Below are 20,043 nucleotides of genomic sequence, written 5' to 3'. Positions count from 1 at the left end.
AATTTGTCACGAACTTAACCAAAAAATTGGAGCTATCCAACATATCAATAGCTCCAACTAAATGCTTTAGTCGTGGTAAAAGTTGCGGATCTAACGACGATCGTTGTCGCAATAGTAATTATTTTTACTGATTATTTCTTAGCTGGTTGATGATGCGCAACTGCATATTCGCGGCGGCCACCTGGCTTAGGAATTTGATCACCCATCATGATGCCAAAGCCACCTTCAACCGTGACTTCGCCACCATTAGTGTAATCAGAACGATCACTTGATAGATACAAAACTGTATTCGCAATGTCATCTAAAGTCCCGATACGCTTGCTAGCCGTTAACTTCTTACGACCAGCTTCAACCTTAGGATCGGAATAAAAGTCAGCAGATAATGGTGTTTTAACTAAGCATGGTAAGACGCAGTTACTGCGAACGCCATATTCGCCCCATTCAGCAGCGATCTGCCGTGATAACATGTTAACGCCGGCCTTAGTTGTACTATAAGCACCACTGTAAGTTTCTGGGAAACGGGAAGCGATCGTTGAAATGTGAACCATTGTGCCCTTATGCTGCTTGATCATCACTTGACCAAAACGTTGGGAAACTAGGAAGTAACCTGTCAAGTTAACGTTCAACGCCATTTTCCATTCGTCTAAACGCAGGTCCTCCAATGGTGAGAAACGTAAAATTGCGGCGGTGTTGACCAATACATCAACGCGGCCAAAATGATCGACAACTGCTTTAACGGCCGCATCAACTTCAGCTTCATCCGTTGTATTACATTTAACGGCTAAGGTATCAACATTGTATTTAGCATGTAATTCCTTCGCCCGTGCCTCGGTTTTATCGGCGATCATATCGACTAAGGCAATTTTTGCCCCTTGTTTTGCGTATTCTTCAGTAAATTTAGTGCCCATGCCACCGACAGCGCCAGTAACAACGACAACTTTATCTTCTAAACCTAACCAACTATCACTCATAAAAATAGTACCTCCTGAATTAATAACTTATTTTAAAATTTCTGGCCATGCTGCTTGTAGTACTTTAACTGTGTTGTCGTAAGTGTATTTAGCGACCCAATCAATTCCTTTGTCCATATAACCATCGGAAATCACTTCAACACCGACAACTTTAGGATCAACGCCAGCCGCCTTGATCATTTTAACGAAGGCAACGGTGTCAGCCGTACCAACACCAGGGGCTAAGCGATCATGCATGGATTCGTCCCGCAAAATTGTTTTTGCATATGGCCGTTGGTAAGCATCATCGATTTGAATGGAAATCACTTTCTTGGCTTGCTCCTTGGTCAATAAATCATAAGATTGGTTAGCGCGAACCCAATGCCAAGTGTCCAACAGCATCATTGCGTTGTCACAGTCAGCGGCTTGCAATACTTTCCAAGTTTTATCCAAGTTAGGTAAACCACTGTAAGGCATTGGTTCCAAGGCAATGATCAAATTACCTGCTCGGCTGCATAATTCCTTTAATTTCTCCGCGGTTTTTTCAACGGAATAAGTTTCCATCAAACCGGTATTGATATGTTTAACACCGAACAAGTCGCACATATGGAAGCAAGCTTGTTCCTTATATTTTTGTTCATAAGAGCGTGGTTCTTCACACCATTGCACGATATATTCAACTTCGGTACAACGTAATTCATATTTCTTCAATAAAGCTAAAATATCAGCGTCAGTTAAGCCTTCATTTAAAGCATCAACATAAGTTTCAGCTCGCAAACCGATACCATCGTAACCAGCTTCGTGTGCTGCTTTACACCGTTGTTCAAATGTACATTGATCGCCTAAAGTCCATGAACTGATCGTAATTGGATGTGCTTGTGCCATTATAAATTCCTCCTATTTGATTGCTTTTAATTTCACATGAATTAATTTACAAACTCAGTGTAAGCGCTAATCAACCAACCGTCTAATTGATAATCATCGACTAATCTATAGATAAAAGCTATAATTAAGCGAGGTAAAGAATAGAAAGAGGCTATTAATCATGAATCTCTATCATCTACGCTACTTTTCAGTATTAGCTGAGACCGAGAACTATACCCAAGCCGCCAAGATGTTAAGTATTACACAACCTAGCCTGAGTAACGCCATTCATTCACTGGAACAAGAAGTTCACGTTCAATTATTTGCCAAACAAGGCCGCAACGTCTATCTAACCCCTGCTGGACACCAGTTCGTCCAACAAGTCGATCAGGCGCTGGCTATTTTAGATCGCGGGGTTGCGGAAATTCAGCAAAGCACCCAGCGTAATACATTGATCAAGGTCGCTGGTTTACGGACACTAAGCACTAAATGGTTGCCTAATACTGCGCACAATTTTTTAGCCGCTCATCCGGAAACCGACACTCGCTTTAAGTTTTCCAACGATACCGGCTTATCTCCAGACATTATTGCTAATTTGCGTGAAGAAAAATACGATGTTGCCTTCTGCTCCAAAGTAGATGATCAAAACGATATTGACTACTTTCCGATTGCTGAACAAGAATTAGTCGTGATCACGCCACTAGATCACCCATTAGCAAAAAAGAAAGCGATCACGTTAACCGAAACTTTGCCCTATGACCAAATCACTTTTTCGACACGTAGCGGCTTATATCCAGTTATGCAACGCCTTTTTTCTGAATGCGGTGGCCAACCAAACAGTGCCTACTCGATCGAAGAAGATCAGGCGGTGGCTGGCTTAGTCGCAAATAATTTTGGCATTGCGGTGGTGCCGAATATGAGTAGTCTGAAAACCATGCCGATCAGGATCATCCCGTTAACTTTTCCTAAGTGGAAACGGGTTTTTTACATGGCAACGTTGAAGCAACACTATTTGACCCCGGCGGTTCAGCAATTTGTTGATTTTGTCAAAGCACAGCGTCAGCAGTGATCAAGCGCGCTAGAAAGCGCGCTTGATTTTAAAAAGCCCGTTAAACCGTTAGCCTTAACTAACGCTTTAACGGGCTTTTTAATTCACTTAATCAGTTTTGCAAAATTCGGCGGACATCTTGTTGCAACGCCGGTACTACCGTTGTTGTAAACCAAGTATTTTTATGCAACCAGCCATAATTCAACGGTGAGGGATGAACCAGTGGAAAATAAGCCGGTAAATAGTCCGTGTAGTGGTGCACCGTTGCGGTCAAGTTTTTTTGTCGCGTTTGCTGTAAATAATATTTCTGCGCGTATTGCCCGATCAATAACGTTAATTGTACTTTAGGCATCAACGCTAATAACGGTTCGTGCCACTTTTCGGCAAAGCCTTTGCGCGGTGGTAAATCACCGTGGGCACCTTTACCGGGATAGTAAAAATCCAATGGCATGACACCAACCTTACCGGAATCATAGAATTCCGCCTTCGTGACGCCCATCCACTCACGTAGCCGGTCACCGCTGGGATCATTCCAGAAAACCATCGACTCCTGCGCCTTGCGACTTGGCGCCTGACTGATGATCAAAATCTCTGCTGTCGGAACCACGTGGTACAAAGGCTGGATCCCTTGGGCGGTGAATGCTTTATTTTGTGGATCAGCCTGAATTGCGGCGAAAATTTGCGCTGCTGTTTGCATCGTATCACCCTTCTTACATTAATTAATTTTATTACCCGATCGAAAATCCTGCAAATCAGATAAACCGTTACAGCTGCTTTTAGGCTGCGAGCACAAAATCAATATGCGGAATATTATCTTCAAGATAAACCGCTGAAACCGGCTTAAAGCCAAATGACATGTAGAAGGCCTTCAGATAACTTTGTCCAGCAATTTTTATAGCTTGGTCAGGAAAATAGCGCTTAGTTGCTGCAATCGTTGCTGTCACCAGCTGACGGCCTAATTGCTGGCCCCGAAACGCCTTTACCACCAAAACCCGGCCAAAACTAATATGAACATTGTCTTGATGCGGAATAATTCTAGCGTAAGCAGCTAACTGATCCTGCACTTTCAACATAACGTGCAGCGCCGTATAGTCCTGATCATCGACCTCTTGATACGGGCAATTTTGTTCAACCACAAATACTGCTGTGCGGGCTTTTAAAATATCCAGTAATTCAAAGTTAGTTAACTCGCTGGTTTTTTTGATTATTAATTTACTGTCATCCATTATTTTCCTCCATCATAAATATTTACTAGCTTCGCGCACCGCCAAGTTGCTTAACTGATACGTGTTTAAAAATTGCAGCACCCAGTCTGGTGCGAACTTGCTGTATTGGCGTAGCGCCCAACCGATCGCCTTTTGAATAAAAAATTCATCGGTGTACTGATCGAATAAAATGGCTTGCGTCAACAGATCAGTATCCACCTGCGCTTTTTCCTTAAGTTGCAGCGTGATTGTGATCCGCCGTTCCCACAAGTTAGGACTTTGGTAAAAAAGCTGAAAAATCGCGGCTTTCTGTTCAGGATGGCGCTGAATATATTTACCGAAAATAGTGCCCCAATGATCAACACTGTCCCACCAGCTTTTCTGGGTCACGAATTGTTTAAAAATGACGATATCGGCCAACTGCCAGCGGCGAACGTTATATTCGGCCAGATCCAGCGCCAAGTACTGATACTCCCGCGGCGCACGCGCATATAGTGCCGCGATCCACGCGTGGACCGTCACTAGCTCAACTTTGCGACTAGCCTGTAAAACTGGTTTACTTTGCGCCTTTCTAACTGGTGATTTAAGGCCGAGAAACAGGAACCGATTTTTCATATACCGTGCCATTGCGGGTGCAACTGCCGGATCACCAATAAATTCAAAATTAAGTTTTTGATCGACTGTCATGATCGTTCCCCCAAAATAAAAAGTAAGTAACAAAAGTATAATCCTTTCGCTACTTACTGTGATCATTTAATTTAAAAGTTGTCGTTTTTTAAATTTCAAAGTCATGAGGCAACTGGCCAAAACAAAAATTGCGGCGATTAAATAAGTACTTTTAATGGCCTGCAGTGAACCCAACTGGGTCGCAACTTTCAAGCTGTGCTGTCCCATTAAGTGGGCAATATTATTTTTCTCCAGCACACTCATGATCCCGATCAATAATGCTGTCCCGAATGACCCTGCCACCTGTCTGATCGTCGTATACATCGCTGAGCCATCCGGAATGATCGCTTGCGGCAATGCGTTGAAGGCTTCCGTTTGAATCGGCATGGTCACCACTGATAATCCTAACTGACGAATAGCCTGCGCCGTGGTAATAAAGGTAAAACTGGAATGCAGCGTCACGCGGCTAAGCAGCAGCGTACCGATCAATAACACGATAATACCGCTAAAAGACAAATATTTCGCACCCCATTGGTCATACATTCGGCCACTGATCGGCGACATGATCGCGATGATCACCGCACCGGGCAACATCGCCAAGCCTGAATAGACGGCGCTATAATGCATGATATTTTGCATATATAGTGGTAATAACAGCATCCCACCATACAAGGCCATCATCAAACAGGCATTGACGATCACGGCAATAATGAAATTATGATTTTTAAAAACCGCAAAATTCAGTAATTTATCCTTGATGTGAACTTGTTGGTAAACAAAAAGCGCCACAATTATGGCTCCGAAAACGCTAAAACCCAGCACTGCTTTAGACAGCAATGGGTCACTACCGGCGTTGCTGAACCCTAACAAAAGTGATCCTAAACCGATACTCGAAAGAATCACACCACTCCAATTAAGCTTTAACTTAGCCGTTGCCCCTAAATTCCGTAACATAAAAGTTGCAAAAATAATATCAAGAATGATCAACGGCGCGATCATATAAAACAAGGAACGCCAATTATACTGTTCGACTAAATAACCGGAAACAGTTGGTCCTAATGCTGGCGCAAAATTTAACGCTAGGCCAACCCAGCCCATCGCAGTTCCCCGTTTATCCGCTGCATACATATTCATGATCGACACGTTCATTAACGGTGCGATCACACCGGCTCCAGCTGCTTGGATCATCCGGCCACTGATCAAAATAAAATAAGTTGGCGCGATCCCAGCTACGATCGTTCCGAAAGCAAACACACCCATAGCACTTAAATAAAGCTGCCGCGTCGTAAAACGTTGAATTAAATAGGCCGTCAAGGGCACCATGATCCCATTGACCAACATATAACCATTAGACAACCACTGTCCTTGGGCGGCAGAAATACTGAAGGAGCGCATAATGCTAGGTAGTGCCACATTCATCAATGTCTGGTTTAAGTAGGCCAAAAAGGTCCCCATAACCAAAACTAACATGATCCGTTGATTACTTTCTGCTTTTAACTTACTCATTGTTTGATGCCCGCCAACTTTTTCAACAACTCAGTTTGAGTCGCCAAAAGCGCAGTTAACTCAGCACCATCTATTTCACTAACCGGTGCCAGTTTTTCCCAAAAGTCAGCATAAGTGGCGGCGTATTTCTGCTGGCCTTTTGCCGTTGGTCGAATATTGATTTTACGCTTGTTCAGCGGATCGCGTTCCTTAGTGATCAAGCCTTCGGTTACCATCCGGTCAACGATTCCCGATGTTGTACTGTTGCCAAGTCGTAAAGCGTGAGCCAATTCCTCCAACGAACTAGGATTTTTTGTTGTCAATGCACCTAAAGCAATCACCCAAGTTTCAGTTAGTTGTTGCTTCGCCGCCTGATAATAAAAAATACGCCGCGTTTCTTTGCGCAGTGAACGTAATGATAGAATAAGCGCCTTGATCTGTGCCTCGCTATTCAATGTAAATCCCCTAACCTTTCGTATCCGAACTGTTCGTATACGAATAATACTACGCGTTTCGCCAAAAAGTTTCAAGACTAGTGACCTTTCAAATACGCTGCCTGTGGGTCATCATGAAAATAACCACTAAAAATAGGCGCTTACTTGTTAGCTATTCATCTAAAAAGCACCAGCACTAGTTATTCTCTTGTTGTTGCATTAACGTTAATTCAAATTGCCGTTCGCGTGTCACGGCCGCAAAATCACCTGGCCACAAGCAATTAACTAATGCGATCGTAAAGTCGGCCGCGATCAGTGCATGCCGCTTAATGTGGGGGGTTAGCGCTAATTGATGAAAAATGCGCTAAACCGCTTTGCTCACTGGGTCAGTTGCAACTAAAAAAGCTTTTTAACCTACCCTAAAACCTTAGCTGGTCCGCTATAATTTTAACGCGTCTTAATCCCGCAATGACTATTTGACCAACAAAAAATCATGGATCAAAGCAACCACATCTTGCTGGGTCAATTGGTGCGCCGGTATTTCATCTAAAGCCACTGCCAACGCATAATTCATAATGAGCGAAAAAACACCAGCGGCTAAAAACTCCGAATAATACGGTTTGACGACCTTCAATTCTTGATAGTGCTTAATTAACTTAAATAGCTGAGCAAAAAAAGTATCTTCACTGATTTTAGGCAGTAATGGGCGCATATTCGGTTGATCACGAAACAGCGCCAACACCCGCATCGTATCAAAATCAGTCAAACTAAACTGGATCATTGCGTTGATCAGACCATCGATTTGGACTAAGGGCGCTGCAGTAGTATCAAGTAGCGGCGCTAAAGCCGCGATCAATTTTTGCTGATGATATTTAAAAACCGCTAACAATAGCGTTTGCCGGTTTTCAAAATAGCGGTAAATATTCGACTGCGCCGTTTTTGCTTGTTTAGCCACCTTAACGGTCGATGTGCCAGCGAAACCTTGCGCAATAATTAAATCTGTCGTCGCCAGAATAATATTCTGCCGTAATTGCTCGTTTTTTAATTTCATTTTGCACCTCACTCACCCATAATTATACGCTAACTAATTGACAAGTGATAATGCTATCTCTTATAATAAATGCAAATCTAAAAGAGATAGTTCTATCTCTTAAAAGGAGTACAAAATGACAAAAATAGCAATTATCACTGGCGCATCCTCCGGTATTGGCAAGCAAGCAGCGCTAACCTTCCAACAGGCGGGCTACACTGTGATCGGCGGCGCGCGTAATATTGAGCACGATTCTGAATTAAAAAATTCAGGTATTGTGACCCACCCACTAGACGTTACCGATCACGCCAGCAATCAGGCCTTTATTCAGTATGTGCTGACTAACTATCACCGAATCGACGTCTTGGTCAACGCTGCCGGTTACGGTTCTTTTGGCGCTTTAGAAGAAGTGCCCCTTAGCGAAGCCAGAAATCAGCTGGAAGTTAATTTGCTAGGCATTGTGGACCTGATCCAGTTGACGATTCCAACAATGCGCCAGCAAAAAGCCGGCAAGATCATCAATATTTCCTCGCTAGCTGGTCAAAGTTACTCCGCCTTAGCCGGTTGGTATTATATTTCCAAGCATGCCTTAGAAACCATGAGTGACGTTTTGCGTTTGGAATTGAAACCATTTGGCATTGACGTCGTGATCGTTGAACCTGGGATCACCGCCACTAATTGGGCCCAAGTGACCAATCAGCATTTACTACAAGTTACGCCAGAAAACTCGCCCTATCGGCAATTAGCTGAAAAGCAGGCGCAAATGATCACGCAAGCAACCCAAACCGCACAAGAAGTGGCCGCCGTCATTCTTAAAGCCGCCCAGGCGCAACGACCAAAAATTCGCTACCAAGTAAAATTCCTCGACAAATTGGCCATGAATTTAGTCCATTTTGTGGGTTACCGCCTGCAGGACTGGAGCGCCAACCGCATGCTACGCTAACGAGAAGGGACACGGCCAGTTATTGCGTCTAAATATTCTCCGCTGGGTCAGTCGCTAACAAATTCTCTCCTTTTGTCACTTAGTCGTTGTAAATAATTGTCCTGCGCAAAAATTGGCGGTATACTCTTCCCAATCAAAGCCGTTGCGACCGTAACACGACTAATTTTAAAAACAAATATTGCCTTATGACAGGAGAAAATTATGTCAACAAAAAAAGTAATTGCAATCACTGGCGCAAGTAGTGGCATGGGTAAAGCAGCTGTTCAATTGTTTGCCCATCGTGGCTGGATCGTTTATGGTGGTGCTCGCCGCGTGGAAAATATTTCCACTGGTACTAATATTCACGCCGTTAAACTGGACGTTACTGATAGCGCATCAAACCACAACTTTATCAACCTAATTACAACTGAACAACAACGAATCGACGTCCTGATCAATAACGCTGGCTACGGCGAAGGCGGTCCGGTTGAAGATATTCCACTGGCAAACGTCCGCAAACAATTTGAAACTAATTTTTTCGGTGCGGTTGAATTAACTAAATTAACTTTACCAACCATGCGCGCGCAAAAAGCGGGCCGCATCGTTAATATTTCTTCGATCGGTGGCGATCTTTACATGCCGCTAAACGCTTATTACCACGCTTCAAAAGCAGCGCTGCAACAATGGAGCGACGCTTTGGACCTTGAAGTACAACGCTTTGGGATTCGTTCTGTGATCGTTCAGCCTGGCGGCACTCAATCAGCTTGGGGCGATATTGCGGTACAAAATATGCGCAAAAACCTGCAGCCAAACTCGGCGTATCTGCCGTTAGTTGATGTACTCGGTAACGTCCTAAGCTCAGCTAACAATAGGATCAGCGCCACTTCCGCCGATCTGGCCCATGTTTTTTATGCTGCCGCTACCGATCCTAAACCAAAGCAACGCTACTTTAATTCATTCGGTGACCGCTTAGTTGTCCACGTTGTCCGTGCGCACCCTAAAGCTTTTCGCGCCGCCACTGGTGCACTTTTACACCATTTAGAACGGCGTGCCCGCAACTAAAAGAAAGCCTGAACTAATGTTAGTTCAGGCTTTCTTTACTTATGTTGATTAAACAGCCAATCGCGGACTGCTGGAATCGTGTAGCCATAGTCAAATGAGGTGTTATGGTCCAAGGTTTGGCCGCTGGCTAAGGTGGCATCCCAAGTAATGAAGTTAGCCGCTGCCTTTTGTGCCAGTAGTTTATTGACAGCGGTATTCTTAGTCGCCGTGCTAGCTGAGGCGCTTAAAGTGGTGTGTGTATAGGCCACTTTATTTTGTTTCAGGTAAGTCAGCAAATTAGTTTGTCCCGCGCTGGCCGTACTGTCGCCACCAGAAACAATGTAGAAGAATTTTTGCTTTTTCAGCGCGGCCAATTGTTTAACATCCCATTGCGAAGAAACGTACAACGTCGCGGCAAAAAGATTCGGATAATGCGAATTTAGGTAGAACATGGTCATCCCACCCATTGACTGACCAGTGCCATAAAGGCGATCCTTATCGATGCTGTATTTATTTTCCAACGTTTTCACTAGATCAAGGTAAGTCTGCACTTGCGCTTTGACCACCGCCGAACCCGATTGACCCATGCCGCCAGCAATCGTCGAAGTACTGAAAACGGGAACCAATACAAAACTAGCGTGTTTAGCCTGTTCGGTTGCGGTCGCCCAGATCGTACCGCCATAGCCTTGAGTCAGGCCAGTTTTGACGCTTTGACCAGTGACTGAATCGTCGTGAATGAAACTAACCATTGGGTACGATTTTTTACTGGTATAGTTAGCCGGTACGTACAAATTATATTGCAAGGTCACGCCAGTTTTACTGTCTTTAAACGAAAGTTGTTTGAACTTGGACTCGGTTTCTGCTAGCACACTAGTCAGTGCCGGATCCGTTTTGGCGTCGTCAGTGTTTGTCTTTTTGAAACTGCTAGAACTGCTAGCCTTGCTGGTTGCGGTCGAACTGCTAGAACTGCTTTTATTGGCTGAATTATTAGTCGAACAGGCCGCCAACGTCACCATTAAAAATAATGCCGCCGTAACGCTGGTCAATAGATGTCTTTTCATGTGAAACCACCCCATAGCTATTGAATAAGTTGCCAACGATCAGTATGGCCGTTTAACCTTAAAAATAAATTAAGTGCTCATTGTTTAGGCGCGACTTCACCAGTAGCTACGATAATTTCATTAAATCGGTTTGTGAATAAATATACGGTACGTGCGCCATTGCTGGCACTTGATCCCAAGCCACCGGATAGCCCGCACCATGAGCGCAGAAAACAGAATCCGGCGTATTCGCTAAATCGGACACTGGCGCGTATTTCATTGCGGCCACCACCGCAGCTGCATTGTGGCACGGTCGATAACCATCAACGATACACTCCAACTGCCCTTGGCCATGGGTGTAAGCATTGACTTCTGGCGCATAGTCCTGCATTTCCGCAACTGGCACGCTGCCAGTCAAAATCGCCGTCCCGCCAGCCGTCATTTCCGGTGCAGCGAAATCACCACTCATACGCTGAATATCGGTCATCGCCCGGCCGACCTGTTCCTGACCAACCTCTAATCTAAATTGGTACCACGGCTCTAACAGTTGGCAGCCGCCATTTTGGCGTAACATCATCAACCCCTGGCGAACCGCACGCCACGTGGCCTCGCGAAAATCACCGCCAACGGAATGGACAATACTGGCTTTGCCGCCGACCAACGTGATCTGCACGTCCGTCAGTGGCGAACCTGTTAGCACGCCTAAATGTTCTTTCGCCTGTAAATTAGAGGTGACTTGATGCTGCCAATTGCGCCCCAATACCTCAAGGCTGCACTGTGCCGCGAAAGTCAGCCCATTACCACGAGGAGCTGGTTGCAGCAACAAATGAACTTCAGCGTAATGGCGCAACGGTTCAAAGTGACCGACGCCTTCGACCGCCTGCGTGATCGTCTCCTTATAAAGGATACTACCTTGATCAAAACCAACGTCCAGCTTAAAGCGCTCCAGCAATAGCTGCTGCAAGATCTCCAGCTGCACGGCGCCCATGATCTGTACATGGATCTCTTGCAAATGGCTGGACCACGTAATGTGCAATTGCGGATCTTCATCTTCCAATTGCCGTAACGCCGCCAAACAAATATGGATGTCCTGTGTTTTCGGATCCAGCGCGTAATTCAGTACAGGTTGAATTATCGGCGCGGCGCCGTCACTTTCCTTGCCCAGCCCTTGCCCGGAATACGTTGCGGTCAAATTAGGGATCGCGCAAACGACCCCGGCGGTAACTTCCGGTTGCACAGTAAATTTAGCCCCGTTATAAACGCGTAGCTGATTAGCTTGTTGTTCGCCGAATAAAACATCCTTAGTTCGCAAAGTACCACCCGTGACCCGTAGCCAGGTTAGCCGTTCCCCTTTTTCAGTATAAGAAATTTTAAAAACACGGGCACCAAAATCTTGCGTATACGCGGTCGGCCGTGTCCACCGTTCCAAGCCAGCAAGTAACTCATCCACGCCGGTCAGCTTAAGCGCCGCCCCAAAATAGCAGGGAAAAACTTCCCGCTGCTGGATCATTTGCTGCACTGTAGCGTCAGTGAGCTCGCCGGTAGCCAAAAATTTCTCCAGTACCTCATCATTACACAGCGCTATTTCTTCATTGATTGCCGCCGAATCCGCCGCACTAAAATCGATGCAACCAGCGGCCAGCACACTTTGCAACTGATCTAGTAGCTGCTGTTTATCGACACCAGGCGCATCCATTTTATTAATAAAAATAAATGTCGGCACCTGATACCGTTGCAGCAAGCGCCAAAGCGTGCGCGTGTAACCTTGAACGCCATCCGCCGCCGAAATCACCAAAACCGCATAATCGAGCACATCCAGTACCTGCTCCGTTTGGGCCGCAAAATCCACGTGCCCCGGCGTATCCACCAAAGTCAGCGCCAGCTTATTATATTGCAAGCGCGCTTGATGTGAAAAAATCGTGATGCCCCGCTTTTTCTCCAGCTTTTCTGTATCTAAAAAAGCATCGCCGTTATCAACCCGGCCTAATTGCCGCAGCGCGCCAGCTCGATAAAGCAGCGCCTCCGAAAGCGTGGTTTTACCAGCATCCACATGAGCAATGATTCCTGCTGTTATCTGTTTCATGCGCTATTCCTCCTTCGCCTATTGTCATAAAACCAGTATACACGTCTAACGCCACAGGCTAAAACAAAACTAGAGCGTGTTTGGCAAAGCGTTCAGCTTATGGAATATAACTATGCTAGCCAACGTCCCAGATAATTTTTCATAGAAAAGCCATATTTATCGCGCTGCTAAAGTAGTATGCTAAGCATAATCAAACCAAAGGGGAAATAGATTATGGAAAAAAATTACTGGCACAAAATGGTAGTTCTCACCGGCCTGACCCTGATACCTAGCACGATCTCATTGACCCACGCCATTAAAAGGCTACATAGCTATGATGGCCTGCACAAGCGCAACATCGCCTTCTTACTAGCCGCTGGTGCTGCCGTGACTGACATTTCGATCAGCCACGCCATCAGTATTCATGAGGACCTAAAACAAAGATAGTTAAAAAACCAGCATCAAGCGCAAGTTAAGCGCGCTTGATACTGGTTTTTTTGATCAATCGTTAGCCGCTAGCCAATGATCGAGGACGCTAATAAATTCATCGTGCTGATCCAACAAGGCTAGATGACGACTATTGGCAAATAAATGCCACTTAGCGCCAGGAATATGATCATAAACTGATTTGGCGATCAACGGCGTGCACAAATCATCGGTTCCGTTAGTCACTAAAACCGGCACGTGGATCTTCGTTAACTGATCGGTAACTTCAAAATCACTGATCGTACCATTTTCAGTGAATTCGTTAGGTCCTTCAGCGATCAAGCTGGCGCGCTTACCATTAGTCGGCCGCCGCAACGGTTCCGGTGAGTTTTCATCGGGATCATCCCAACAATAACGTTCCATATAACGATCATTTGCCGCTAAATATTTCGGTCCTGAGAAGTTGCCGGTGCGCTCAGCTTCAGCGATGGCTTCACGATCCTCATAACTTAAATAAGAGATCAAGCGGTGTTGTTCTTGGGTCCACAATTTAATTGAAGCTGGCGAACCGTCGATCATGACACTTTTAACGCCAGTCTGGTCATATTGGGTCAAATAAAGCATTTCCAACATGCCACCCCACGATTGGCCCAGCATATGAATTTCATCTAAATGCAGATATTTACGCAACGCAATTAATTCTTCGGCCCAAGTCTCCTTGACGTAAACACTTTCGTCCTCTGGCAGCGATGACTTACCACAGCCCACTTGGTCGTACATGATCAATTGCCGGCCTGTTTCTGCATAATCATCCATTAATTCAAAATAATTATGCGAAGAACCAGGGCCGCCATGGAGCAATAGCAACGGTGCTTTATCCTTGCTCGGTTCACCCACGATTCGATAATAAGTTTTGTAACCGCGAAACGGCATGTAACCTTCTTCGATCTTCATCCAATCAGTCCTTTGATTTTAGTACCTCTGACTTTGATTGTACTACTGGAAGTGGTGCGGCTCAAATGCAAAAGTATGGCTTATTTTGGCGCGATCATTGCGGCGGCGGTCGCATTTTGCAGCTGGCCGATCAGTTCATGCATCTGCGCTAAAGTTTCCTTCTGGCGATTCAGTAGCCACTCGCGCCAAATCGCGTACACGCCAGCACTCATGAACGTGACCCAATAACGGCGTTTGGTCGCACTGATTCCCTGCCACGCGGTGCCGGCATCATAGTAGCGGACCATATTATCATAAAATAATTGCCGAATAATATATTCGTAATTGCGGGTCGCCGCTAAACGTAATTCTGCCGCAAAATGATCGAAAAAGGCAGTCATATCGGTAATTTTTGCCGCTGACGGTACCGCAATGATCACATCATTGAACAAACGTTGAATATGCGGCGCAAAATATTGTTCCAAGATCTCCGCCAACGAATGATAGTTACGATAAAACGCCATTCGACTGACGCCAGCGCGCTTGATCAATTCAGCCACCTTGATCTGATCGAGTTCCTTTTTTTGTAGTAATTGAAATAACGCGGTCGTCAAATAGTCCTGCGAATCTTGTTTGATTTGTTGTGCGTGCTGCGTTGCTGCCAATACAATTTCCTCCTTCTGTCACAGATGCCGCTAAACGGCTTGTCCCACATTTGGATTCAGTGTACGCTATTGTCACTGAAGTTACAAATGCTACGTCAGAAACAAACAAAGGAGCTTAGCCGATGTCAAAAAAATTAGTCGTCGTTACTGGCGGTAGTGGCTTTATTGCCATTCACATCATTTTACAATTGTTACAACAAGGTTATGCAGTTCGCACTACGGTACGCGCACTAGAAAAGCGCACGCTGATCACTGAAATGTTGAAAAACGGCGGTCAAACGCAACTGGATGACCTATCCTTCATTGCTGCCGACCTGACCCATGAAGAACCGTGGAACCAAGCAATTGCCGGCGCGACCTATGTGATCCACGTTGCCTCGCCGACCCCAACGCTGAATTTCAAGGACGAAGCGGAAATGATCCAACCAGCGGTCAACGGTGTGCTGTACGTTTTGCGCGCCGCCAGTAAAAATCACGTCAAACGGGTAGTGCTGACCTCGGCTTACGGGGCCATTTTTGCCGGCCACCGCACACAAACCACACCATTCACCGAAAATGATTGGTCCGATCTGACCGTCAAAGGCGTTCATCCCTACCAAAAATCTAAAACCTTATCCGAGCGCGCTGCTTGGGATTTTATCGCCAACGATGATAGCGGCTTAGAACTAGCCACCGTCAATCCAGTGGCCGTGATGGGGCCGGTGCTAGCCAACGATTATTCTCATTCCAACATTCAAATTCAAGAAATGTTGACTGGCAAAACTAAAGTACTGGCCGACGTGCATTCTGGTTACGTTGACGCGCGCGATGTCGCCAGTCTACATTTATTGGCCATGACCAAGGCACAAGCGGCTGGGCAGCGTTTCCTCGCGACTACCGGTGAAACCTATTCTATGCTGGAAGTCGCCAACATTTTGCGCACCGCCTTTCCTGAATTTGCCGCTAACATCCCCACCAAAGTCGTGCCCACCGCGGCCCTTAAAATTGCCGCCAAAGCTAACCCGATGTTGCGCATGGTGGCATCAGTCGCCGGCCTGTACGCTGAAACTAGCAACGCTAAGGCCACTAAACTGTTAGGTTGGCACTGCCGCTCAGCTAAAGAAGCGATCATCGCCACCGCACAATCGATGATTGATCTGGGTATTGTTAAGTAAAAAGCCAGTGCTACCTGATCAACTTACAGGTAGCACTGGCTTTTTCTAGTTCAAGCGCGCTTGAAACGGTAGCGCCCGTAATCGTAAATACTATCTCTGACTGGTTTGCCAACGATCCGCGAAACGAGGCCAACCAATTCTTTAGGCGAACTCATTTTTTCATTGGCGCAGCGTTACCTAAAAACTTATTCACTAGCGCGCTGACGGCCGCCGGTTTTTCAACTAGTACGAGATGACTTGCCTGTGGCACCGTTACAAAAGTTACTTGTGGTAACTTGCTGTAGTGCCGTTGATCGTTTAAACGCCCTTGATCAGTCGCCAACTCATCATGATCGCCGAAAATGACCAAGACGGGGACTTTACTATAAAGTGATAGCCGTTGCGCCATCGGTACCGCAGTTGTATAACGAGCAAACAACGTCAACTCTTGCTTAATGACCCGCCGATTTTTTTGGATCATTGGTTCAACTAAAAAAGACGGTTCTGCCACTTTTGCCGGATCCAAAAATGGACTATAAGTCAGGTGCCGTTTGGCTAGTTTCATTATATTTTGCAAAACGGGACTGATCAGTGGGTAGCCTAATAACTTAAGCAGTGGATTCAAGTGAATATATTGGCCGCTGGTTGATGTGCTGATCAATATTAAGCTTTGTACTTGCGCCGCGCGCTGCGCTAACATTGCGGTGACAACACTTCCGCCCAGCGAGTGGCCCATCAGAATAAGCGGCGTCTTTATTGCTAATACATCAATTGCGGCCCAAAGCGATGCTGCTGCGCTTTCAACGGTGTAGATATCATCTTTAGCAGCAGTAGACGGCGGCGTCCCTAATAAATTAAATGCTAAAACATCATATTGGGTTAAATAAGGACGCAGGGCCTGAAAATAATCGGCCGCGCCACCAAGACCATGGACGGCAATTATAACCGGCTTACCGGTTAGCTGACCAATATACGCTAACTTACCAAAGCGTGTCTGTACAGATTTCATCGCGTGTACCCCTTTTATTTTACAATTTGTCACATAACCTATACTGGAGTATATTTTTACTTTAGTTAGTGAGCAAGCATAAACGCGACTTTATGTAACAAAACCGGAAAGCTGGCACATAAAATGGATAAACGGCGCACAACGTCACACGAAGCAATTATTAAAGCACTTAGTCAATTGGCAGCAGAAGGCCGTTCTTTTGCTAGTCTGACCGTCGCTGAATTGGCTCAAAAGGCCGCGATTTCGCGACCGACGATCTACCGCAATTATTTGACCCTCAAGGATCCCTTGTTGTTGCAATTACAACTTAAAATGGACGCTTTTACTCATTCATTGGCGCAACAACCAATGGATAGTACCGCCTTCATTAGGTTGACGCTGACTTATTGGCAACAAAATATTGATCTATTTGAACTGCTGATCTGGTCGGACGCAACCGCTGAATTGAACCACGCTTTTTCCGTATGGATCGGCGAGCTACTGGCGCCACGGCAGTTATCCGCACCGGTCAAAAAATATATGGCTAATTTTTACGCCGCAACCGTCGTGGCATTTATCCACACTTTCATTGCTGAGCATGATTTTTCTGACGCCGCGATCACCGCAACGGTTACTTTATTTAATCAACTAACTAATAACTGTGGTCAGTTATTCTACCATGACTAGATCGTAATCAAAAAGTAGCAGCTAAGCGGCAAACGCCACCAGCTGCTACTTTAAATTATCTAGACAAACATGATTCACCGCAACTTGCTTGCCAATTAGCCGCTAAACTCCCAGCCGTTTCTTCGCTGCGGCTGAAGTTAAAAAGTCGCCCGCACGCATTTGCTTAAAATCACGCGTTAATTGATCACTTAAATGATCAAGAACTGCGTTAGCTTTAATTTTTTGCTCAGTTTCCGCTGCTGTTTCTTTACTCAAAATACACACCTCCTACATTAGGATTTCTGACTAGGCCTTCAAACTTAATCAGCGTCGCACCCAGTCCGTCCTGTCCAACTTGGTAAAATGTTCAACAATATATTCATCCAGAATCGGATTATACATACGTTCAACCGTCCGCGCATACTTAAAACCTTGTTTTTCCTGTGCCCGTTTAGACTGTTGGTTTCCCGCCTTATAACCGCACCAGATCGTTTGCAAGCCCAAGTTTTCAAAGCCATAATTGACGACGGCTGCAATCGCTTCTGGCACCAGTCCTTGTCCCCAGAAAGGTTCGCCGATCCAGTAACTAATTTCTGCTTCGTTTGTTTGCATGAATGCTTTACCATTACCCTCATCGACTAACTCTAAGCCAACCAAACCGATGACAGCTTCAGGCGCCGCTTTTAACGTGATCGCAAAAATATGCGGGCTCATAAAATAAGCTTTAATGAAATAGCGCGAATTCGCCACGCTTGTATGCACCGGCCAGCCCGCGATCGGCCCGATATTGGGGTTTTTAGCATATTGATAAACACTCGCCGCATCAGTTAATTTAAAGTTTCTTAAATTCATTCGTTTTGTTATTAATTTGGTCATTTTTTGTACTCCTTTGATTGACATCAGAATCGTTGCAACAGTCATCAATCTAGAAATAGCTACAAAAAAACAGAAGGTGAACGATAGTCACACTTCTGCTTATTTATTATCATCGTCAATAGCAGAAGGTAAGGCTTTATTTCAAGTAACGATCGCTCAATGCACACTAAAAAAACTGTTCACCGAGCCACATTCTAGATCAATCTAAAATTCGCTACTTAAAATTAAGTCCTCCCAACTGTTGTCTGATACTTCTGCCTGATTTATTTTTAGCATGTTTTTTGTGTGCTGTCAATATAGCACCAAAATAAACAGCAGCGCTTATTTTTTGTGGCTACTTGACTACTGCCAGCTGTTCCTAACCTTTTTGTCTAAAATCCGCCGCAGTCAATTCATAGGTGGGATGCTGCAGTCCGGTAGGCGCATAAAATTCAGTGCCGCTGTACTGAAAACCACATTTCTTTAAAACATGGCCGGACGCTAAATTAGCGGGATGATGGCCGGCCACGATTTTGTTAATTTTCAAGGTTTGAAACGCATATCCGAGTACTGCTTGGGTGGCCTCTGTTGCAAAACCTTGGTGCCACATTTCCGGCAGCAAATGGTACCCCAATTCGTAGACTAGACCTGCTCGGTGAAGGCCGCAACAGCCGATCAATCGCTGATCCTTTAAGCGGAAAAGTGGCCAATATTGAACTTTATTTTTCGTCTGTGATTGAATTTCCAGCTGCAACCGTTGCTGGATGTCACTATCCGTAAAACCATGTTGGCTAATAAAATGTGTGACTTGCGGGTTACCCCATAGCTGTTGTGCCAGCGGTAGATCCGCCACCTGCCATTGCGAAAAACCGATCCGCTTAGTTTGTAACCATTCTGAATGTGCCACCTATAACCCTTCTTTATTTCCTGGCTTCAACAAATTTCTTTATGCTGCTAACGCTTATCACTTATGATACGGACTCCCCGCGTTGATCATAAACCCGCGATAAACCTGCTCGATCAGCACTAACCGCATCAACTGGTGCGGCAGCGTCAGTTTACCAAAACTAAGTTGGTCGTCACTCCGCTGCATTACCGCCGGCGCTAAACCTAACGAACCACCAATAACAAAGGTGATCGCCGAGTGGCCGTACGTCGCTAAATGGTCCAGTTCGGCGGCAAATTCCTCAGAGGCGCGCTGCTTACCTTCGATCGCCAGCGCATAAACGTACTCGCGGTCCTTGATTTTGGCGAGAATCCGTGCGCCTTCTTTTTCTTTAACAGCGACCATTTCAGCGGCGCTTAACTTTTCTGGCGCCTTCTCATCGGCGACCTCGACTAACTCTAATTTACAAAAGGTATCGAGCCGTTTAGCGTATTCGGCAATGCCTTGTTTTAAATATTTTTCCTTTAATTTACCGACACCAATGATTTTTATATTGAGCATAAATTTCCTCCCTAATTTTAGCGCGCTGAGTTGTTGAAAAGTTTTCCCACAAATTCACCACCGTGCACAAGTTGTCCACAGCAGTTATCAACATGTTAACAACTGCTGTGGCTAAATATGGTGGCGAACTTTTTTTCGTGTACTAAATCATGTAATCAAAAAAATCTTGTTTTTTTTCCTATT

At 45.3% G+C, this 20,043-nt stretch carries 23 protein-coding genes; 6 read left to right on the top strand and 17 right to left on the bottom strand.

All coding sequences use genetic code 11. The features are described from left to right. Positions 1–131 precede the first annotated feature (131 nt). Together FFM78_RS00210 and FFM78_RS00205 are read right to left on the bottom strand one after the other, a co-directional pair. Positions 132–971 carry an SDR family NAD(P)-dependent oxidoreductase gene (locus tag FFM78_RS00210; protein WP_137636421.1) on the bottom strand — a complete coding sequence of 280 codons (840 nt, stop codon included), beginning with the start codon at positions 969–971 and terminating at the stop codon, positions 132–134. A gap of 27 nt (positions 972–998) precedes the next feature. Further along, positions 999–1,835 carry a sugar phosphate isomerase/epimerase family protein gene (locus tag FFM78_RS00205; RefSeq protein WP_137636420.1) on the bottom strand — a complete coding sequence of 279 codons (837 nt, stop codon included), beginning with the start codon at positions 1,833–1,835 and terminating at the stop codon, positions 999–1,001. Positions 1,836–1,995: 160 nt separating this feature from the next. Between FFM78_RS00205 and FFM78_RS00200 the strand changes: the two genes are divergently transcribed. Further along, entirely contained in the window at positions 1,996–2,883 is an 888-nt protein-coding gene (locus tag FFM78_RS00200; RefSeq protein ID WP_137636419.1) for a LysR family transcriptional regulator, read from the top strand. Between the two features lie 91 nt (positions 2,884–2,974). Here FFM78_RS00200 and FFM78_RS00195 read toward each other — a convergent pair whose 3' ends face one another. From FFM78_RS00195 to FFM78_RS00170, 6 genes are all read right to left on the bottom strand, one after another. Next, on the bottom strand, positions 2,975–3,559 hold the full coding sequence (locus FFM78_RS00195) for a uracil-DNA glycosylase family protein (RefSeq protein WP_137636418.1): 585 nt from the start codon (positions 3,557–3,559) through the stop codon (positions 2,975–2,977). Positions 3,560–3,638: 79 nt separating this feature from the next. After that, positions 3,639–4,088, bottom strand: a complete 450-nt coding sequence (locus FFM78_RS00190) for a GNAT family N-acetyltransferase (RefSeq protein ID WP_137636417.1) — start codon at positions 4,086–4,088, stop codon at positions 3,639–3,641. A 12-nt stretch (positions 4,089–4,100) separates the two neighbouring features. Further along, on the bottom strand, positions 4,101–4,754 hold the full coding sequence (locus FFM78_RS00185; protein ID WP_137636416.1) for a DNA alkylation repair protein: 654 nt from the start codon (positions 4,752–4,754) through the stop codon (positions 4,101–4,103). A 66-nt stretch (positions 4,755–4,820) separates the two neighbouring features. Further along, positions 4,821–6,239: an MDR family MFS transporter gene (locus tag FFM78_RS00180; protein WP_137636415.1), complete on the bottom strand. Its 1,419-nt coding sequence runs from the start codon at positions 6,237–6,239 to the stop codon at positions 4,821–4,823. Beyond that, positions 6,236–6,673, bottom strand: coding sequence for a MarR family winged helix-turn-helix transcriptional regulator (locus FFM78_RS00175; protein ID WP_137636414.1), 438 nt, complete (start codon positions 6,671–6,673; stop codon positions 6,236–6,238). Before FFM78_RS00175 ends, FFM78_RS00180 begins: the two co-directional genes overlap by 4 nt. Positions 6,674–7,124: 451 nt before the next feature. Continuing rightward, positions 7,125–7,703 (bottom strand): TetR/AcrR family transcriptional regulator, encoded by a 579-nt coding sequence (locus tag FFM78_RS00170; RefSeq protein WP_137636413.1) that lies wholly within the window; start codon positions 7,701–7,703, stop codon positions 7,125–7,127. A gap of 115 nt (positions 7,704–7,818) precedes the next feature. On the opposite strand from FFM78_RS00170, the gene FFM78_RS00165 reads away from it, so the two are divergent. Further along, positions 7,819–8,625 carry an SDR family NAD(P)-dependent oxidoreductase gene (locus FFM78_RS00165; protein WP_137636412.1) on the top strand — a complete coding sequence of 269 codons (807 nt, stop codon included), beginning with the start codon at positions 7,819–7,821 and terminating at the stop codon, positions 8,623–8,625. A gap of 201 nt (positions 8,626–8,826) precedes the next feature. Beyond that, a complete protein-coding gene (locus tag FFM78_RS00160; protein ID WP_137636411.1) occupies positions 8,827–9,666 on the top strand; it encodes an SDR family NAD(P)-dependent oxidoreductase in 840 nt (279 codons plus the stop codon). A gap of 35 nt (positions 9,667–9,701) precedes the next feature. Here the strand turns inward: FFM78_RS00160 and FFM78_RS00155 are convergent, their stop codons facing one another. Together FFM78_RS00155 and FFM78_RS00150 are read right to left on the bottom strand one after the other, a co-directional pair. Further along, the gene (locus tag FFM78_RS00155; RefSeq protein WP_171001796.1) at positions 9,702–10,706 is read right to left on the bottom strand and encodes a carboxylesterase family protein; all 1,005 of its coding nucleotides are present in this window, start codon (positions 10,704–10,706) and stop codon (positions 9,702–9,704) included. Between the two features lie 106 nt (positions 10,707–10,812). Next, positions 10,813–12,768, bottom strand: coding sequence for a GTP-binding protein (locus tag FFM78_RS00150; protein ID WP_137636409.1), 1,956 nt, complete (start codon positions 12,766–12,768; stop codon positions 10,813–10,815). Between the two features lie 213 nt (positions 12,769–12,981). Between FFM78_RS00150 and FFM78_RS00145 the strand changes: the two genes are divergently transcribed. After that, a complete protein-coding gene (locus tag FFM78_RS00145; RefSeq protein WP_137636408.1) occupies positions 12,982–13,194 on the top strand; it encodes a hypothetical protein in 213 nt (70 codons plus the stop codon). Positions 13,195–13,248: 54 nt separating this feature from the next. Here FFM78_RS00145 and pepI read toward each other — a convergent pair whose 3' ends face one another. Together pepI and FFM78_RS00135 are read right to left on the bottom strand one after the other, a co-directional pair. Continuing rightward, positions 13,249–14,127, bottom strand: coding sequence for a proline iminopeptidase (pepI, locus tag FFM78_RS00140; protein ID WP_137636407.1), 879 nt, complete (start codon positions 14,125–14,127; stop codon positions 13,249–13,251). 80 nt (positions 14,128–14,207) lie between these two features. Next, positions 14,208–14,771, bottom strand: coding sequence for a TetR/AcrR family transcriptional regulator (locus FFM78_RS00135; protein WP_137636406.1), 564 nt, complete (start codon positions 14,769–14,771; stop codon positions 14,208–14,210). 122 nt (positions 14,772–14,893) lie between these two features. On the opposite strand from FFM78_RS00135, the gene FFM78_RS00130 reads away from it, so the two are divergent. Continuing rightward, positions 14,894–15,925 (top strand): SDR family oxidoreductase, encoded by a 1,032-nt coding sequence (locus tag FFM78_RS00130; RefSeq protein WP_137636405.1) that lies wholly within the window; start codon positions 14,894–14,896, stop codon positions 15,923–15,925. 151 nt (positions 15,926–16,076) lie between these two features. Here the strand turns inward: FFM78_RS00130 and FFM78_RS00125 are convergent, their stop codons facing one another. Then, entirely contained in the window at positions 16,077–16,913 is an 837-nt protein-coding gene (locus FFM78_RS00125; RefSeq protein WP_137636404.1) for an alpha/beta fold hydrolase, read from the bottom strand. A gap of 123 nt (positions 16,914–17,036) precedes the next feature. Between FFM78_RS00125 and FFM78_RS00120 the strand changes: the two genes are divergently transcribed. Beyond that, complete coding sequence (locus FFM78_RS00120) at positions 17,037–17,579, top strand: TetR/AcrR family transcriptional regulator (RefSeq protein ID WP_137636403.1); 543 nt, start codon at positions 17,037–17,039, stop codon at positions 17,577–17,579. 102 nt (positions 17,580–17,681) lie between these two features. Here the strand turns inward: FFM78_RS00120 and FFM78_RS13775 are convergent, their stop codons facing one another. The 4 genes from FFM78_RS13775 to rlmH all read right to left on the bottom strand — a co-directional run bounded on the left by FFM78_RS13775 (position 17,682) and on the right by rlmH (position 19,860). Continuing rightward, positions 17,682–17,834, bottom strand: a complete 153-nt coding sequence (locus FFM78_RS13775; RefSeq protein ID WP_171001795.1) for a hypothetical protein — start codon at positions 17,832–17,834, stop codon at positions 17,682–17,684. Between the two features lie 48 nt (positions 17,835–17,882). Continuing rightward, entirely contained in the window at positions 17,883–18,434 is a 552-nt protein-coding gene (locus FFM78_RS00115) for a GNAT family N-acetyltransferase (protein ID WP_137636402.1), read from the bottom strand. Positions 18,435–18,792: 358 nt separating this feature from the next. Beyond that, a complete protein-coding gene (locus FFM78_RS00110) occupies positions 18,793–19,320 on the bottom strand; it encodes a GNAT family N-acetyltransferase (RefSeq protein ID WP_137636401.1) in 528 nt (175 codons plus the stop codon). A gap of 57 nt (positions 19,321–19,377) precedes the next feature. Next, positions 19,378–19,860, bottom strand: a complete 483-nt coding sequence (gene rlmH, locus FFM78_RS00105; RefSeq protein WP_137636400.1) for a 23S rRNA (pseudouridine(1915)-N(3))-methyltransferase RlmH — start codon at positions 19,858–19,860, stop codon at positions 19,378–19,380. Between the last annotated feature and the right edge of the window lie 183 nt (positions 19,861–20,043).

Source organism: Loigolactobacillus binensis, assembly GCF_005405165.1.
Lineage (GTDB): Bacteria > Bacillota > Bacilli > Lactobacillales > Lactobacillaceae > Loigolactobacillus > Loigolactobacillus binensis.
Note: the sequence above shows the minus strand (reverse complement) of the source record. Positions and strands in the feature narration are given on the sequence as shown.

Excerpts from the sequence above, each read along its gene's own strand:
- FFM78_RS00210 (WP_137636421.1), bottom strand. The coding sequence starts at position 971 with ATGAGTGATAGTTGGTTAGGTTTAGAAGATAAAGTTGTCGTTGTTACT.
- FFM78_RS00205 (WP_137636420.1), bottom strand. The coding sequence starts at position 1,835 with ATGGCACAAGCACATCCAATTACGATCAGTTCATGGACTTTAGGCGAT.
- FFM78_RS00200 (WP_137636419.1), top strand. The coding sequence starts at position 1,996 with ATGAATCTCTATCATCTACGCTACTTTTCAGTATTAGCTGAGACCGAG.
- FFM78_RS00195 (WP_137636418.1), bottom strand. The coding sequence starts at position 3,559 with ATGCAAACAGCAGCGCAAATTTTCGCCGCAATTCAGGCTGATCCACAA.
- FFM78_RS00190 (WP_137636417.1), bottom strand. The coding sequence starts at position 4,088 with ATGGATGACAGTAAATTAATAATCAAAAAAACCAGCGAGTTAACTAAC.
- FFM78_RS00185 (WP_137636416.1), bottom strand. The coding sequence starts at position 4,754 with ATGACAGTCGATCAAAAACTTAATTTTGAATTTATTGGTGATCCGGCA.
- FFM78_RS00180 (WP_137636415.1), bottom strand. The coding sequence starts at position 6,239 with ATGAGTAAGTTAAAAGCAGAAAGTAATCAACGGATCATGTTAGTTTTG.
- FFM78_RS00170 (WP_137636413.1), bottom strand. The coding sequence starts at position 7,703 with ATGAAATTAAAAAACGAGCAATTACGGCAGAATATTATTCTGGCGACG.
- FFM78_RS00165 (WP_137636412.1), top strand. The coding sequence starts at position 7,819 with ATGACAAAAATAGCAATTATCACTGGCGCATCCTCCGGTATTGGCAAG.
- FFM78_RS00160 (WP_137636411.1), top strand. The coding sequence starts at position 8,827 with ATGTCAACAAAAAAAGTAATTGCAATCACTGGCGCAAGTAGTGGCATG.
- FFM78_RS00155 (WP_171001796.1), bottom strand. The coding sequence starts at position 10,706 with ATGAAAAGACATCTATTGACCAGCGTTACGGCGGCATTATTTTTAATG.
- FFM78_RS00150 (WP_137636409.1), bottom strand. The coding sequence starts at position 12,768 with ATGAAACAGATAACAGCAGGAATCATTGCTCATGTGGATGCTGGTAAA.
- FFM78_RS00145 (WP_137636408.1), top strand. The coding sequence starts at position 12,982 with ATGGAAAAAAATTACTGGCACAAAATGGTAGTTCTCACCGGCCTGACC.
- pepI (WP_137636407.1), bottom strand. The coding sequence starts at position 14,127 with ATGAAGATCGAAGAAGGTTACATGCCGTTTCGCGGTTACAAAACTTAT.
- FFM78_RS00130 (WP_137636405.1), top strand. The coding sequence starts at position 14,894 with ATGTCAAAAAAATTAGTCGTCGTTACTGGCGGTAGTGGCTTTATTGCC.
- FFM78_RS00125 (WP_137636404.1), bottom strand. The coding sequence starts at position 16,913 with ATGAAATCTGTACAGACACGCTTTGGTAAGTTAGCGTATATTGGTCAG.
- FFM78_RS00120 (WP_137636403.1), top strand. The coding sequence starts at position 17,037 with ATGGATAAACGGCGCACAACGTCACACGAAGCAATTATTAAAGCACTT.
- FFM78_RS00115 (WP_137636402.1), bottom strand. The coding sequence starts at position 18,434 with ATGACCAAATTAATAACAAAACGAATGAATTTAAGAAACTTTAAATTA.
- rlmH (WP_137636400.1), bottom strand. The coding sequence starts at position 19,860 with ATGCTCAATATAAAAATCATTGGTGTCGGTAAATTAAAGGAAAAATAT.